The sequence below is a fragment of the Actinocorallia sp. API 0066 genome (assembly GCF_020991275.1).
Lineage (GTDB): Bacteria > Actinomycetota > Actinomycetes > Streptosporangiales > Streptosporangiaceae > Actinocorallia.
This window is the reverse complement of record NZ_JAJLQY010000005.1, coordinates 208,436-222,556: the sequence shown is the minus strand read 5'-3', so window position 1 is coordinate 222,556 and position 14,121 is coordinate 208,436. Positions and strand designations below refer to the sequence as shown.

The following is a 14,121-nucleotide window of genomic DNA, read 5'->3' as shown; positions in this document are numbered from 1 at the left end:
GGCGGCCGTCCATAGCGCGCGCGCAAGTGAAGACAGGTGCACAAGCCGCCGGGGGAGCAGGGTGGGTGACACGTGTGCAAACGCACACTTATTTGATAACGTCCGTTTGATGTTTGTGACCGCTCAGCAAGCCGGGGGTGGTGCCGTGCAGGACTCGGCACGGACGGAGAGCGAGGACTACGTCCTCATCCGCAGTGTCGCGGAACGGCTGCTGGAGCAGGTGCCCGACATCGCCGCCCGCCTCGCGGCGCGGCTGAGAGCCAGCGAGGACGCCTACCGCCTGGTCCCCGAGACCGAGCTGCGGCGCGACCTGGAACGCGGCTTCAAGGCCGGATTCGCGGCCATGTGCCTGCCGCCGCCCGAGCGCAGGGACGCCGTCGTCGCGGCCGCCACCGCCGCCCGCCGCGCCGAACAGGGCGTCCCGCTCGACTCGCTGCTGCGCGCCTACCGCCTGGCCACCCAGATCACCTGGGACACCATGGCCGCCATCATCACCGAACGGCATCCGGGCAAGGAGGCGGCCCTGCTGCACGCGGCCGGACGGATCTGGATCGCCGTCGACAGGCAGGCGACGGCAGCGGCCGCGTCCTACCGGCGACGGGAAGCGGAACTGCGCAAGCGCGGCGCCGAAAGGGCGGGCGCCCTCCTGGACGCGCTGCTTGAGGGCCGGGCCGATACCGAGGTCGTCCGGGAGACGGCCGCCGTCTTCGACGTGCCGCGCTTCGGCGGCTACCTCGTCGTCGCCTGCCGTCCCGAGGCCGTGTCGCCCCTTCCGTCCGACGGCCTACGGATGCTGCGAAGGGCCCGTACTGACGGCGTCTTCCTAGTGGTCTGCCTCGACGGCACGGACGCCGCCACGGCCCTCACCGCCCTACGCGCCGCGCTGCCGGGACCCGCCGGCGTCAGCCCCCTCATCGACGGCCTCCTCGGCCTGTCGGAGGGGCGCAGGCTGGCGATGACGGCACTGCGCACCTGCGCGGGCACGGAGGTCGTCAGCCTCGACGACAGGCTGCCCGCAGCCTTGGCCGTCAGCCAGCCCGACCTGGCCGAACGGCTCGTCACGACGGTGCTAGGCCCCCTGCTCGCCTTGGACGAGGCAGAGCGCGACACCCTCCTCGGCACGCTCGCGTGCCTACTCGACTGCGGCGGCTCCATCGTCAGGACGGCGGCGGCCCTGTACTGCCACCGCAACACCGTCTTCAACCGGCTTCGGAGGATCGAGGCCCTCACCGGGCGCTCACCCGACCGGCCCCGCGAGGCGCTCGAACTCGCGCTCGCCCTGGACGCGCACCGGCTCGCCGCCGCAGGCTGACGCGCCCGTCAGCCCCGGTAGGCGGCGATCCCGGTGATGGCCTCGCCCAGCACGAGCGTGTGGATCTCCTGGGTGCCCTCGTAGGTGAGCACCGACTCCAGGTTGTTGGCGTGCCTGATGACGGGGTACTCCAGCGTCACGCCGTTCGCGCCCAGGATCGTCCTGGCCTGCCGGGCGACGTCCAGGGCCGTCCGCACGTTCGCGAGCTTGCCGAACGAGATCTGCTGCGCGGTGACCTTCCCCGCGTCCTTGAGACGGCCGATGTGGAGCGCGGTGAGCCCGGCCTGCCCCAGGGCCACCTCCATCCACGCGAGCTTCTCCTGGGTCAGCTGGAAGCCGCCGATGGGCTTGCCGAACTGCTCGCGGGTCCGCGCGTAGTCGACCGCCGTCTCGTAGCAGGACCGCCCGGCGCCGACGACGCCGAAGATGATCCCGAACCTCGCCTCCGCCAGGCACCCGAGCGGCGCTTTCAACCCCTTGGCCTCCGGAAGCAGCGCGTCGGCGGGCAGCCGGACGTCGTCGAAGGCCAGCTCGGACGTGACGGAGGCGCGCAGGGAGAGCTTGCGCTTGATGTCCGAACGGGTGAATCCAGGGGTGTCGGCGGGCACGAGGAACCCGTTGACGCCCTCCTCGGTGCGCGCCCAGACGACGGCCACGTCCGCGACGGACCCGTTCGTGATCCACATCTTGGCGCCGTTGAGCACCCAGTCGGAGCCGTCGCGCCGCGCGTAGGTGCGCATCGAGCCAGGGTCGGAGCCGTGGTCGGGCTCGGTAAGGCCGAAGCACCCGATCAGCTCACCCGACGCCATCCCAGGCAGCCACTTCTGCTTCTGTTCCTCCGAGCCGTACTTGTGGATGGCCGCCATGGCCAGGGAGCCCTGCACCGACACGAAGGAGCGCAACCCGCTATCGGCCGCCTCCAGCTCCCTGCACGCGATCCCGTAGGCGACGGCACTGGACCCGGCACACCCGTAACCCCGTAGGTGCATCCCGAAGAGCCCGAGCCCGCCCATCGCCCGCGCCAGCTCCCGGACGGGCAGCGTCCCGGTTTCGAACCAGTCGGCCACATAGGGGTCGATGGCCTCGTTCCGGAAGGCGCGGACGGTGTCGCGTACGAGTCGTTCGTCCTCATGGAGCAGGTCGTCGATCCGCAGTACGTCCATGGCGCTTCCTCCCGGGGTGAGACCCTGGCGAGCTTACTCAGGGGGCCGGATCAGGGTGCGCTCAGGGACCTTCCCCGATGCGGACGGGGCGGGTCGAAGGGCACTCTTAAGACATGAACGCGAACCTGTACCGCAAGACGGACAACAAGATGCTCGCCGGAATCTGCGCCACCATCTCGGCGCGGACCAACCTCGACCTCAACATCACCCGCCTCGCCGTCGCCGGCACCGCCGTCATCGGCACGGCCGTAGGCTTCGGCCTCGCTATCCCGGTCCTGTACGTCCTCGCCTGGCTCCTCATCCCGGCGCAGGGCGAGACCTCCTCGATCGCCCAGAGGTGGTTCAACAAGCCCCAGGTCCAGGAGGCGCTCAACAAGACCTCCGACGCGCTCAACAAGAAGAAGGGGCAGTGACCTTCCTCGCGGGGACCGACGGGGCGAGCACGACGCCCATGACGTCCCCGCGCACCCTCGTCCACACGAGGGACAGGATCGCGGCCGTGGACAGTCCCGCCATCCCGGCGAGCGCGACGACCGTCTGCGGCCCGATCACCTGGGCCAGCGCGCCCCCCACGAGGATCCCCAGGCCCTGACCCGCCAGGATCCCCGACTGGGCCAGCCCGAACGCCCGTCCGCGCCCCTCCGGCGGAACGGCGGACACGAACGCGGTGTTGGCGGCCACCTGGTAGGCGCTGCCGACGCCGGACAGCCCCCACAGCAGGACCGTCATCGGGAACCCCGGATCCAGCCCGCAGAGCACCAGAGGCGCGCAGGCCAGTATCGACATCCACCCCATCGCCTTGATCCGCCCCATGGGCCGGACGAAGCGCGAGAAGACGAAGCTGCCCGCCACCATCCCGGTGGGCATCGCCGCCATGAGGACGCCCACGTACAGCGGATCGTCCCCGAACGTCGCCCCGTAGGGCGCGGCCAGCCCTTCGGGGACGGTGTAGAACGAGCACAGCCAGGCGAAGCTGACGAGGCTGCGCAGGGTGCGGTCACCGAAGACCATCTTGGCGCCCTCGCGCGTCCCGCCCCACAGGCGCAGCCGCGTACGGGCGTGCGTAGGCGCGGGACGGTGCTTGAGCCCGATCAGGACGAGCGCCGAGAACAGGAACGTCAGCGCGTTGACGATGAGCGCCTCACGTGTCCCGACGAACGCCACCAACGCGCCGCCCGCGATGAACCCGATCATCTGACACGCCTGGTGCGTGATGTTCGTGATGGCCGCCCCGAGGACGTACTTGTCACCTTCCAAAACGTCAGGCAGCAGAGCGGCCCTGGCCGCGGAGAAGGGCGACGCCATCAGGATCGTCAGGAAGATGAGCACGCACAGGGACCAGAAGGGCATCCCGTTCAGGGCCATCACGCCCATGAACCCCATGCGGACGACGTCGCTGACGACCATCACCCTGCGCCGCGGGAAGTGGTCGGCCAGGCCCGACAGGACGGGCCCGCCCATGATGGGCGGCAGGTACGTCAGCGCGTAGGTGAGCGCCGTAAGGAGAGGACTCTGGGTGCGGTCATAGACGAGGACCGCCAACGCCACCTGTGCCAGTTGGTCGCCTAGTGAACTGAGCGTCTGCGCCGCCCAGAGACGGCGGAACTCGCCGTCCGCGAACACTTCCCGGTAGGTGACCCGTTTCTCAGGTGGACGCCTGTGCCTGCCCATGCTCTGCCCGCCACAAGTCGATTTCTCGACATCAAATCACGTAGCGTCGCAACCAGGTGACCGAATGTGCTGAAATTCCCAGGGCTTTCGCGGCGTTCACCAGCCGAGTGCGTGGAGCCTCTCGTCGTCGATGCCGAAGTGGTGGGCGATCTCGTGGACGACGGTCACCGCGATCTCCTCGCGGAGTTGGTCGCGATCGTCACAGATCGCCAGGTGCTCCGCGCGGTAGATCTCGATCGTGTCGGGCAGGACTCCTCCGTACCAGTCGCCCCGTTCCGTCAGCGGAATACCGGTATACAGGCCGAGCAGGCCCGGTTCCGGTGCCTCGTCCACCACGACAATCACCACGTTCTTCATCATCCCCGTCAAACCCGGAGGAATCGTGTCCAATGCCTCCGACACCAGCTCCTCGAACTCAGCCTCCGACGCCTCCACCATGCGCCGTCTCCTTTCCCGGGTCGTCTCCACGGTCTTCAACCGCCGCACCGCTCGGTGGAGTTCCCTCGTCGCCGTGGCCGTCCTCGGCACTCTCGTCGGCCTGCTCGCCGGCGGCCGGATCGAGACGCCCGTCGGGCCCGCTGACGCGTCGCTGAGCCTGTCCCTGTCGCCCGAGGGCGGAACCGAGGTCGAGGTGCCCCCGCTCGGCTCGCTGCGCCTCGACTCGCACCACGGGCCACTCGTGCTCAAGGCCCAGATCACCCGGCTGCGCCCGGCCGCCACCCAGGCGTTCATCAACGACCCCGCCAAGATCCAGACCCTCGAAGCGAAGATCACCGACGAGGTCCGGCACGGCGTCGTCTGGCTCGCCATCCGCGCCGTAGTGGCAGCTCTCGCTTTGACGGCCCTGCTGGCACTCGCTCTCTACCGTGACTGGAAAGCCGTCCTCAGCGCTACGTTGGCTTCCCTTCTCCTTATGACGGGCTTCTCCGGCCTCGCCTGGGGGACGTTCCGCCCGTCGTCCGTGGCCGAACCCCGCTACACGGGTCTGCTGGCGAACGCGCCACAGCTCGTCGGCGACGCCCAGTCCGTCATCGACAGGTTCGCCGAATACCGGGGCATGCTCGCCAAACTCGTCGGAAACGTGTCCGAGCTGTACGCGACCACCTCGACCCTGCCCATCTACACCCCGGACCCCGACACGGTGCGCGTCCTGCACGTCGCGGACATCCACCTCAATCCGCTCGCTTTCGACGTCATCCGGAACATCACCGAACAGTTCCAGGTGGACCTCGTCATCGACTCCGGCGACCTCACCGACCACGGCTCACGGCCCGAAGACAGGTTCGTCGCCAACATCAACACCATCAAGGTCCCTTACGTCTTCGTCCGAGGCAACCACGACTCCAAGGGCACCGAGGCCGCCGTCGCCAAGCTGAAGAACACCGTCGTGCTCGACGACCGCGCACAGGAGGTCGGCGGCCTCCTCATCTACGGCGCGGGCGACCCCCGCTTCACGCCCGACAAGACCAACGACCACGACAACCTCCCCTCCAGCGCACTGGAGGCACAGGGTCTCCTTAACGCCGAAACCCTGCGCGGCCTGCCCAAGCCGCCCGCTGTCGCCGTCGTACACGACCCCGCCCAGGCCCGTCCCCTGGACGGCCTCACACCGCTCGTCCTCGCGGGCCACACCCACCGCCGAGGCACCGAGACCCTCCCGAACGGCACCCTCCTGTTCACCCAGGGCTCCACCGGCGCCGCCGGCCTACGCGGCCTCGAACACGAGTCCCCCACAAAGATCAACCTCAGCCTCCTCTACTTCAACCGCACCACCCACACCCTCCAAGCGTGGGACGACTTCACCCTCGGCGGCCTAGGCGAACAGTCCGTCCAAGTCGAACGCCACCTGGCCCCCGCCCCCACCCCCCTCCCGTCCCCCTCCACCACCCCCAGCCGCTGATACCGATTACGCCTTCCCCACCCCCGTCCCGTACACTGACCCCAACGACCAGCCCTCATCGTCTAGTGGCCTAGGACGCCGCCCTTTCAAGGCGGTAGCACGGGTTCGAATCCCGTTGGGGGTACCACCCAAATCCCCGCAACCCCGGAGTTTTCTCCGGGGTTTCTGCGTTTTGGTCGCTTTGGGTGGTTCGGATGGCGGTGTGGGTGGCGCGTTGGATGGTGGGTGTGGTTTCGGCGGTCATGGTGAGGGTGATCTCCGCCCGGTCAGTGATGTGATCGTAAATGATCTCCAGGTTGAAGGCGTCGTAGAGCTGCCGCAGGACAGCCTCGGGCATCGCGGTCAGGCCGACTCGGACCTGCGGGACGAAGTCGAGGAGTTCGGGGTTCTGGGTGGGCGGTTGCTGGTTGTTGAGGTTTCGGAGTTCGGCGGCTTTGGCCCGTCGGTCTTGGGCGAGCTGGGTGGTGCGGGCGTCGATTTCGCGGGCGAACTCGCCGGAGCAGTCGGGGTCTTCGAGGCGGCGCATGAGCCGGGCGCGGCGTGCGTCGAGGTCGTCGATGTGGGCTTGGAGCCGTGCGAGCTGTTCGGCGTGTTCTCGGGTGGCGGCGAGTGCGGCCTGGTCGAGGACGTCCTTGAGTAGGAGCGCTCGGTTGGGGCCGAAGATGTGTGCGGCGAAGAAGTCGCTGATGCCCTGAATGAAGGGTTCCTCGCGGACCCAGATGCTTTTGGGGTGTCCCTCGGGGATGCGGCCGCGGCCGGGTCGGCAGACGTAGTAGGTGTTGCCGCGCGAGTCCTTGCCTCCCATGAGCCGCCCGCAGAGGTGGCAGCGGATGTAGGAGCGCAGGAGGTAGGTGCGCTGGGTGTCGGGGTGGGAGTTGCCGTCTTCGATGCGGGATCGCTGCCGTTTCTTGTTGATGCTCTGGGCGGACGTCCAGATGTCCAGCGAGACGATCGCCTCGTGTGAGGGCTCGGCGGACCACACCCACTTTTCGGGTGGGTTGAGCTTGCCGCTGTCGGTCTTGGTGGCCTCGCGGTTGAAGACCATGTAGCCGGTGTACTTCGGGTTGATGATGACTTCGCGCACCGAGGACTCGGTCCATTGGCCGACCGCGCGGGAGGGATCGACGGGGGCGGGCGGCGGGTTGAGGACGAGGTCTCGGTTCAGTTCGGCGGCGATGGCCTTGTAGCCGAGCTTCTCGGCCACGCGGAGGTCGAAGATCCGGGCGACGACGGGCGCTTTCAGCGGGTCGGTCTTGAGGTGTGCTTGGTGGCTCCTTGCTCGCGGCGTGAGGCGATGGGGTGCGGGACGTCGTGCTTGAGGTACCCATAGGGAGGTTTGCCGATGTTGTAGCCCATGTGGGAGTGGGTGCTGAGCCCATCCCAGGACTTCTCCAGCAGCTCCAAGACGTACCACTCAGAGACGCCCTGCTTGACGCGGCGGGTGAGGGGCTGGGTCGCGCGCTTCCCGCTGGTGATCAACGGTTCGTCGGCCGCGATCAGGAGTACCCCGGCGCGCTCCAGGAGGGTTTCGATCTCCTGGGACACGTGGCTGCGTCTTCCGATGCGGGCGATGTCCTCGCAGATGACGGCGTCGAACCGCCGGTCGGGTTGGCGGGCTTCGGCCAGGAGGTCCTGGATGCCTCCGTCGCGGGGGATGGGGATGTTGAAGCGCTCGTGTCCTCGGCCGTGGCCGCGTGCGTCGAGTGCCTTCCGGCCGGATTCGACGTCGTAGAAGTAGGCGACCATCGCCCCGCCGGGAGGTAGGGCGGCTTGGGAGTTGCTGAGCTGCCGGAGCAACGACGTCACCGGGTCTTGCAGGTCGTCGGTCGAGGTCCGCCCTGCGAACGCGACCCGCAGGAGCCGGTCGGCGGCGAACGCGTCGTAGCCGATCAGCTGCGCACGTCGGCCTCCCGTCCCGGCGCTGATGGCATCGAGTGGGATCGGTGAGTGCTGCTGGGGTGCGGCGATGTGGAAGCGGAAGGACAGGACGGGCACACCCTCGGGTGAGCCCGTCCTCGCGGGTTCAGGCAAAGGAGAGCCGCCGGGCGACCCGGACGGGGACGCCGGCGGTGGTGAGCCGGAGCAGGACCGTGCTGTAGTGGACGCCGCGGTGTTCCAGGCGGTCGCTGGAGCGGGCGATGACGAGGTCGAAGCGCCTGAAAGGGTCGCGGGCTTCGCGCAGCAGGTCGGTCATGGAGCCGTCGCGCCCTAGGGCGAATCCTTCGGGAAGAAGATCCGATTCCCCGACGTCGAAGAAGACCGTGGTGATCTGCTCACAGGGGTTGAGGACCCGTTGGCAGAGCTCGCGCTGCTTCATGATCCGCATCTCTGCGCCGTGCCAGTCGTCGATGCGCCCGTAGAAGGCGATGCGCATCACGGCCTGCCCTCTCCTCTGCCGGTGGCCGCCGTGCGGCCGGGACGGGTATCGACACCGACCTCGTTTCCGCATGTCAAGTCGTCGCCTCCTCGGGCCGAGTCGGCCCGCTGGAAGACCAGGAGGTCTTCGTGGGCGCTCGCGCAGACGGGCCGTCCGGCGGCGCGGTTGCGTCGGGTTTTCGAGGATCTGGAAGAAGCTCGCCCGCGCGACCAGTTGCCCGTCCTTGATCCCGCACAGCAGCGCGGCCAGACGCGCTTGCAGGACGAGGCCGGCGTTCTCGGCCGCGGCGAGGACCTCTCCGGGCAGGTCGACCAGCTCTCCCTTCACCCGGAACGGACGGGTCGTCACCGCCAGAACACCACCGGGCCGAAGCAGCAGGGACGACCCGGCGAGGATCTGCCCGAACCCCTCGATCAACGCGGGGAACCGCCGGTAAGCGAGGTTGGAGCGGTCCTCGGAGTAGCGGTGGTCCCACTTGCTCACAGGACCGCCGTCACCATCCCGGATCTCCGACCTGACCTGCCCGTGCGTGCTCGCCCCGTACGGCGGCGAAGTGAGCACGAGCGCGGCCTTGCCGTGCAGGTCCGAGCACACGGCGGCGGTGTTCCGCGCATCCGCCGCACACCACCCTCGGCTGCCCAGAGGCTCCCTGGGCAGCCGCGTGCAGCAGGTTGCGGACGCTCAGGTTCGCGAAGTCGGCCTCGTACTCCATCCCGACGGCATCGCGGCCGAGGTGGACGGCTTCCACGAGGGTCGTGCCGATCCCGCACATCGGATCGACCATCAGGTCACCCGGCTCGGTGTAGGCGCCGATGACGGCTCTGGCGATCGAGGGCAGCATCTTGCCGGGATGCCTCATCGACTCCGGCAGATACCGGCCCCTGCGCTGCACCCGCGAGACCACCTGCCCGGTCGCCAGGACGGAGGGAACGAACTCAGTCATCGACACCCCCGCGCGGCTTGGTGAACAGGCACACGTCGGCGTGAAGCGACACCACAGGCGGCAGCATCGTCTCCTGCGGGTCCCGGAGTTGGGCGAGGTCGTCGGGCCCGGCCTGCACAACGAGGACGTCGCCGTCGATCGGTACTCGGATCGCGATGGCGTGCTGCACGTACCGCAGCCCGGCCCGACGTGCGTTGCGGACGATGCGCGGGGCGAGGTCGAACAGTCTGCCCTGCGCGTACCGGGCCGTGGTGACCACTGCGACATGTCCGCCGGGCTTCAGCACCCGGGCCGCCGAGTCGAGGAACGCGTGCCGCCGCGCGGTGTCCAGCGTCCGCACGTCCCACCGGCAGGCCGCGCACCCGGGATCACGCCGCCCACCCGAGGGGTCTCCTCCGAGCCCGACGACGGGCGGAGCCCCGATCACGAGATCGACCTCGCTGGCCAGATCCGCGAGCCCTTGGCAAAGGTGATCAGGCAGGCACGGCCGCAGCAGAACCCGGTCCCGCTCCTCCTCTGTGAGCGTCCGGGCGAGCCTCTCCTGAATCCGCTGCGCGAGCGGAAAGTGCGGCACGCACGCGACCGCACGCCGCCCGGCACGGACCGAGGCCGCCGTCACCGCCTCGCCTGCGGCGAACGCGTCGACGACCATCCCCTCGTTGCCGGTGCATACGTTCAGGAGATGCCGGGCGAGCTCAACTCCGACCGTCCCCCGGTGCCGCACGCACGACGGCTCACCAGCCGTCTCCTCCTCCGGCCTGTCCGGGCACAACCAAACCGTGAGGGGCAGCAGCTCCTGCCCCGCCTTCTTGTCTCCCATGCGCAAGTGACCCGCTGACGATCACCCGTTCCCCCGCACTCTTGAAACACCGCCGGACGGCAGCAGACTGGAGAGTCGCGTGTCTTGGTGTTGCTCCTCTAATCACCTGCACGGATGGCGAAGACGGCCCTCCGCTCCCGAACGCGGCCCCAGCCGTCATGTAGTTGTGGGTGATGGCGGTGACTGTGGGTGTCTCGCAGTCCTGGCCATCGCCGCCCAGTTGGATCGCGATTACATCCGCGACATGACCCTGGAGGGGCAGCAGACCGCTGCTGCCGAGCGGCCGCCACGGCGGACGCTCCAAAGTCATCGACGACGACATGCTCACCTTCGCCCTCCGCGACAAGGGCGTGTCAGCCCCCACATCGCCGCCGAGCTCACCATCAAGACCGGCAAGGATACTGGCCAGAAACCCTCGGTCGCCTCCGTCTACCGCGCGTTCGCCGACGCTATGGAGCAGACCAACGATCCCGCTTAGGCCCTCCCCTGAGCGCGCACCCACCGGCTATCGCCAATTTCTGCACTCGAAAGTCTGATACCCAGCGACTACTGCATCAACGAACTATGAGACTTAATGCAAAACCTCAATAGTCTGCAAGCCCTTAGCTCTTGCGGCCCCGATCCCAGAACAACTTCTCGAATCGCGAATATTCCGGCCTTAGGCTCGTTCTCCCTGTGTAGGTGGCGTGCGTTGTAAGGAAGAGGCGCGGCCCCGCCCAAGCGCCGGTCGACCACAATTGGATCAACCACGCCGGAGCCGTGCCAAGGGTTTGGGATAGCTCAACCCAGGAGGCCGTGTCGGCGGCATGCTCGCCGTGCGCCATCGATGACCCGCTTGTCCAGGCATACCCTTCGATGCCGATTCGGCGCTCGAGGTTTTCGCTGAGCCAGTCAATCGAAAGGGGCGTGATCTCGGAAGCGCGACGGCCCTTCTTCACGGGCCAGCCCCGGTCCTTGGCGTAGATCAAGATGTCGGCGATGTCCTTGGCGGGATCACGGTTGGAACCGTGCTCGTCGTCACCGTTGTTGTCGATGACATGGTTAGCGTCAGCGACGCCATCGCCGAGCATTTCTGTGAGACGGATACCTGCCGAGAGCCGTGCGAGGCGACGGGTCAGGGCGCGTTTCAGACGCTCATCAGTCGTGATGGTCGGGTCGATCACCGCTGTGGCCCATAGGCACGCCTCGAAGATCCCGCGTGCGACCGAGACCGCGCCCATCAAAGATGCCTCCGCGCGAAGCAGGACGGCGAACCCCCGAAGCTGATCGGCGGCGCTCAGGATGTTGACCTCTGATTCATATCTGAGAATCTTTGCGGCTGGCTCGGCGCGGTCCCCGAGCAGAACGTCGGGTGCCTTCACGTCCTCTCGCGCTGGGCTCTTTCCGCCCATTGCCCAAGGCTCGAGGCCCAACTTCGTGAATCCGTCAGCTATCTCGTCGACCGCTGCCGCGAGCGCGTCGCGGCGCTGATGCGCCTCCTGTCTGCCTCGATGTATCTGGAGGACCATTTCCCTTGCCCACGCCTCGTCGTACTTGCTGGCATCACCCTCGCCTGTCACGAACCCAACCCTGCCAGAAGGCGCCGACCAGGGAGAAGCGATTTCCATCATGGGGAGTCGCGCCGGGGCACCGTGCGGGTACTCCCGCTCGGACCGGCCTGCGAGGAGGATCGGTGCAGGAATTATCGGTAGCGGGCGGGAACGGCTTCGGCTCGGTAACGAGCGGGTCAATCGTCTGGCTGAGCGGTGTTCCCCAGCCTCTGAATGGCGGACCGCGGACACGAAAACGATGTGCGGAGCGTCATGGCTCTCTGCCAGGCTCGTCCCCGTGCTGATCAACCCACTTGCCGGCATGCGTCGGCACGACCTCATCCAGACGCTCCGCGAGGCAGAGACCAAAGGCCGGAACCTGTCGGGATTCCAGACCGCGTCCGTCCTTCACGCCAAGTACCTTCAGTGGGTCGTCGACACCGAGCGACAGCTGCGCAACGTGATCAGCTCGGCCGACCTCGACCGGCTCATCCGCACACCCCGCTTCTGGGCCCTGCACGGTGTCAACTTTGCTGGCATAGACAGCGCCACGGCGTTCGACTTGGTGCGCGTCGAAGTCGAGGAGGCGGTCACCAACCTTGGCGAAGCCTGCCAGGCCCTGGAGTTCCTCGACACCCGGTGGCCTAACCGAGACGCCATATTCGTCGTCTGCGACACCACGTTCTACTGCACCTATCCCTCCAAGCTCGAGGACGCCGACCTCGCCAGCGCGTTCGGCCTCACCAACCACGACATCCACCTTCTCTTCCCACCCGTCGTCGTGAAGGAGCTCGACCGCCATAAGGAGTCCAGGAACCAGCACCTGCGCTTCCACGGCGGCTACACTCTCGCCGTCCTGGCCGACCGCGTCGACCAGGGAAACGAGACCGGAATCCTGCATAAGCCCCGCCTTTCCGCCGGGATTCCGGAGACTCGCCGAGGACTCGTCACCGTCGAAGCGCTCGTTGACCCGCTGCACCACGTCCCTCTCGACGACGACGACGCCGAGATCGTCAGTAGTGCCCTGACTGTCTCTCGGCTCGCAAGCCAAAGACTCATCTTCGTCACCTACGACACCCACCAGGCACTCCAAGCCCGAACCGAAGGCCTGAAGACCCTCCATCTGACCAGACCCGTCGAAAACGAACCAGACGCCGATATGGGACCGCCCCAGCAGAGCCGCGGGAAGAGAGGGTGAGAGGCAACCGGCTGACCGCCACCTGACCGGACCCTATGCGAGTGGAGAACTGAGACGAAGCCGCTCGTTACTCGCTGGGCTGGGCTTCCGCGTCGTTCGGTCCACCGTCGCGTGAACGAACGAAGGCTTCCCAGTCTTCAGGGTGAGAGATGGGCAGCAACCGGAACTGTTGGTCGTGGGTGCTGTCGTAGGGCGTGACGGCCGTGTGCTTCATCCGAACGTGGTCGTTGATGAGCAGCATCTCGATCACCTGGGCGGCGACTCTCAGGTCCTTCGCCGTTGTCCCAGCGGGGATTGCCGAAGGAGAAGAGATCGTTCCGTTGCTGTCACGATCGACGTAGAAGCCTTGCTGTTTCGCGGCATTGGCTTCACGGGCAGCGGCTTCGGCTTGGGTGTGCTGTCGGGCGAAGTGCGCGTCCCATGCTTCGGGGCTTGCACCAAGATCAGCAGTGCGGCTGTGGTCGCCCCAGAAGCCGTCAAGCTCGGTGCTGTAGACCGCGGCTTCGAAGTACTTCTTCGTGTGGCTCCGCCCGTGCTGGGCCAGCTTGGCCACAGCCCGAGGGGTCTCGTCCCCCTGGCTCCAAGCATCCTCGAAGGCGTCGTAGATCCATAGGGCTTTGCCGAGCTCTTCTTGCGCAAGGACCATGAGAGACCGCGCCCTCCCGAAGGACTCGGCAGACAACAGGAGATAGGAGTCCTTGAGCAGTGAGGTGGCGTTGTCCATCAGAGCTTTCCAGTATTCGCGTGCCTGCCCAGGGCTCATCTCGACCATGGAGAGAGTCTGCCTCGGATCGCCCGGCAGGGCAGCCCGGGATCTGACCTCGAGCGGTGCTGCGTGCCCTGTCGCTTTGTCGAAAGATGGCTTCCTTGCTGTCCGCGCAGCATCTCCGCAGCTCAGCGGCCTGTCAGTGACTTGGCAGGGACTTTGAGTAACTACCCCGTAGGACGCCAGGACGAGCGGAGGAGAGGGCCCTCACGTGTTCTCAGGCAGCGGCCGGTGGGAGGACCGACCACGTCGAAAGCACCCGGAAGCTACCGGGCGGTGGTGGAGATCTAGCGGCCTCATCTCTTCGGAAGGAGTCGCGATGTCTGGTGGTCAGGGTGTGGCCGGGAACGCTCTCGTGTGTGCGGAGAAGGTCTTCCGGGTCCTGGTGGAGGGGCCGGAGCCGCTGGGGCTGTATTGCGGGGGGGATCGGTGGGGGTGGCTT

The 14,121-nt window shown here is 67.4% G+C and carries 14 protein-coding genes, 1 tRNA gene and 1 pseudogene; 6 read left to right on the top strand and 10 right to left on the bottom strand.

What is annotated here, in order from left to right:
• Nucleotides 1-145: 145 nt before the first annotated feature.
• Nucleotides 146-1,312: a CdaR family transcriptional regulator gene (locus tag LO762_RS14705; RefSeq protein ID WP_230615307.1), complete on the top strand. Its 1,167-nt coding sequence runs from the start codon at nucleotides 146-148 to the stop codon at nucleotides 1,310-1,312.
• An 8-nt stretch (nucleotides 1,313-1,320) separates the two neighbouring features.
• Here the strand turns inward: LO762_RS14705 and LO762_RS14700 are convergent, their stop codons facing one another.
• Nucleotides 1,321-2,475 (bottom strand): acyl-CoA dehydrogenase family protein, encoded by a 1,155-nt coding sequence (locus tag LO762_RS14700; RefSeq protein WP_230615305.1) that lies wholly within the window; start codon nucleotides 2,473-2,475, stop codon nucleotides 1,321-1,323.
• 113 nt (nucleotides 2,476-2,588) lie between these two features.
• Between LO762_RS14700 and LO762_RS14695 the strand changes: the two genes are divergently transcribed.
• Nucleotides 2,589-2,888 carry a PspC domain-containing protein gene (locus LO762_RS14695; RefSeq protein WP_230615303.1) on the top strand — a complete coding sequence of 100 codons (300 nt, stop codon included), beginning with the start codon at nucleotides 2,589-2,591 and terminating at the stop codon, nucleotides 2,886-2,888.
• Here the strand turns inward: LO762_RS14695 and LO762_RS14690 are convergent.
• Entirely contained in the window at nucleotides 2,866-4,146 is a 1,281-nt protein-coding gene (locus LO762_RS14690; protein WP_230615300.1) for an MFS transporter, read from the bottom strand. The genes LO762_RS14695 and LO762_RS14690 overlap by 23 nt on opposite strands.
• 96 nt (nucleotides 4,147-4,242) lie before the next feature.
• Nucleotides 4,243-4,584: a metallopeptidase family protein gene (locus LO762_RS14685; protein ID WP_230615298.1), complete on the bottom strand. Its 342-nt coding sequence runs from the start codon at nucleotides 4,582-4,584 to the stop codon at nucleotides 4,243-4,245.
• On the opposite strand from LO762_RS14685, the gene LO762_RS14680 reads away from it, so the two are divergent.
• The 3 genes from LO762_RS14680 to LO762_RS14670 all read left to right on the top strand — a co-directional run bounded on the left by LO762_RS14680 (nucleotide 4,583) and on the right by LO762_RS14670 (nucleotide 6,686).
• On the top strand, nucleotides 4,583-6,046 hold the full coding sequence (locus LO762_RS14680) for a metallophosphoesterase (RefSeq protein ID WP_230615297.1): 1,464 nt from the start codon (nucleotides 4,583-4,585) through the stop codon (nucleotides 6,044-6,046). The two genes, LO762_RS14685 and LO762_RS14680, sit on opposite strands and share 2 nt — an antisense overlap.
• Before the next feature lie 51 nt (nucleotides 6,047-6,097).
• Nucleotides 6,098-6,173, top strand: a tRNA-Glu gene (locus LO762_RS14675).
• Nucleotides 6,174-6,248: 75 nt separating this feature from the next.
• Nucleotides 6,249-6,686, top strand: coding sequence for a hypothetical protein (locus LO762_RS14670; protein ID WP_230615295.1), 438 nt, complete (start codon nucleotides 6,249-6,251; stop codon nucleotides 6,684-6,686).
• Nucleotides 6,687-6,959: 273 nt separating this feature from the next.
• Here LO762_RS14670 and LO762_RS33920 read toward each other — a convergent pair.
• The 6 genes and pseudogenes from LO762_RS33920 to LO762_RS14645 all read right to left on the bottom strand — a co-directional run.
• Nucleotides 6,960-7,289 (bottom strand): annotated as a pseudogene (locus tag LO762_RS33920) (recombinase family protein); the annotation flags it as partial.
• On the bottom strand, nucleotides 7,286-8,077 hold the full coding sequence (locus tag LO762_RS14665; RefSeq protein ID WP_230615293.1) for a recombinase family protein: 792 nt from the start codon (nucleotides 8,075-8,077) through the stop codon (nucleotides 7,286-7,288). The pseudogene LO762_RS33920 and the gene LO762_RS14665, both read right to left, overlap by 4 nt.
• Complete coding sequence (locus LO762_RS14660) at nucleotides 8,070-8,906, bottom strand: hypothetical protein (RefSeq protein ID WP_230615291.1); 837 nt, start codon at nucleotides 8,904-8,906, stop codon at nucleotides 8,070-8,072. Before LO762_RS14660 ends, LO762_RS14665 begins: the two co-directional genes overlap by 8 nt.
• A 10-nt stretch (nucleotides 8,907-8,916) precedes the next feature.
• On the bottom strand, nucleotides 8,917-9,366 hold the full coding sequence (locus tag LO762_RS14655) for a TRM11 family methyltransferase (RefSeq protein ID WP_230615289.1): 450 nt from the start codon (nucleotides 9,364-9,366) through the stop codon (nucleotides 8,917-8,919).
• Nucleotides 9,359-10,186 (bottom strand): hypothetical protein, encoded by an 828-nt coding sequence (locus LO762_RS14650; RefSeq protein ID WP_230615287.1) that lies wholly within the window; start codon nucleotides 10,184-10,186, stop codon nucleotides 9,359-9,361. Before LO762_RS14650 ends, LO762_RS14655 begins: the two co-directional genes overlap by 8 nt.
• Nucleotides 10,187-10,788: 602 nt before the next feature.
• Entirely contained in the window at nucleotides 10,789-11,745 is a 957-nt protein-coding gene (locus LO762_RS14645) for a hypothetical protein (RefSeq protein WP_230615285.1), read from the bottom strand.
• Between the two features lie 268 nt (nucleotides 11,746-12,013).
• Here LO762_RS14645 and LO762_RS14640 point away from each other — a divergent pair, with 268 nt between their 5' ends.
• Nucleotides 12,014-12,913, top strand: coding sequence for a PIN domain-containing protein (locus tag LO762_RS14640; RefSeq protein ID WP_230615283.1), 900 nt, complete (start codon nucleotides 12,014-12,016; stop codon nucleotides 12,911-12,913).
• A gap of 67 nt (nucleotides 12,914-12,980) precedes the next feature.
• Here the strand turns inward: LO762_RS14640 and LO762_RS14635 are convergent, their stop codons facing one another.
• Nucleotides 12,981-13,685, bottom strand: coding sequence for an AbiV family abortive infection protein (locus LO762_RS14635; protein ID WP_230615280.1), 705 nt, complete (start codon nucleotides 13,683-13,685; stop codon nucleotides 12,981-12,983).
• Nucleotides 13,686-14,121 lie beyond the last annotated feature (436 nt).

Excerpts from the sequence above, each read along its gene's own strand:
- LO762_RS14700 (WP_230615305.1), bottom strand. The coding sequence starts at position 2,475 with ATGGACGTACTGCGGATCGACGACCTGCTCCATGAGGACGAACGACTC.
- LO762_RS14695 (WP_230615303.1), top strand. The coding sequence starts at position 2,589 with ATGAACGCGAACCTGTACCGCAAGACGGACAACAAGATGCTCGCCGGA.
- LO762_RS14690 (WP_230615300.1), bottom strand. The coding sequence starts at position 4,146 with ATGGGCAGGCACAGGCGTCCACCTGAGAAACGGGTCACCTACCGGGAA.
- LO762_RS14680 (WP_230615297.1), top strand. The coding sequence starts at position 4,583 with ATGCGCCGTCTCCTTTCCCGGGTCGTCTCCACGGTCTTCAACCGCCGC.
- LO762_RS14685 (WP_230615298.1), bottom strand. The coding sequence starts at position 4,584 with ATGGTGGAGGCGTCGGAGGCTGAGTTCGAGGAGCTGGTGTCGGAGGCA.
- LO762_RS14655 (WP_230615289.1), bottom strand. The coding sequence starts at position 9,366 with ATGACTGAGTTCGTTCCCTCCGTCCTGGCGACCGGGCAGGTGGTCTCG.
- LO762_RS14650 (WP_230615287.1), bottom strand. The coding sequence starts at position 10,186 with ATGGGAGACAAGAAGGCGGGGCAGGAGCTGCTGCCCCTCACGGTTTGG.
- LO762_RS14635 (WP_230615280.1), bottom strand. The coding sequence starts at position 13,685 with ATGGTCGAGATGAGCCCTGGGCAGGCACGCGAATACTGGAAAGCTCTG.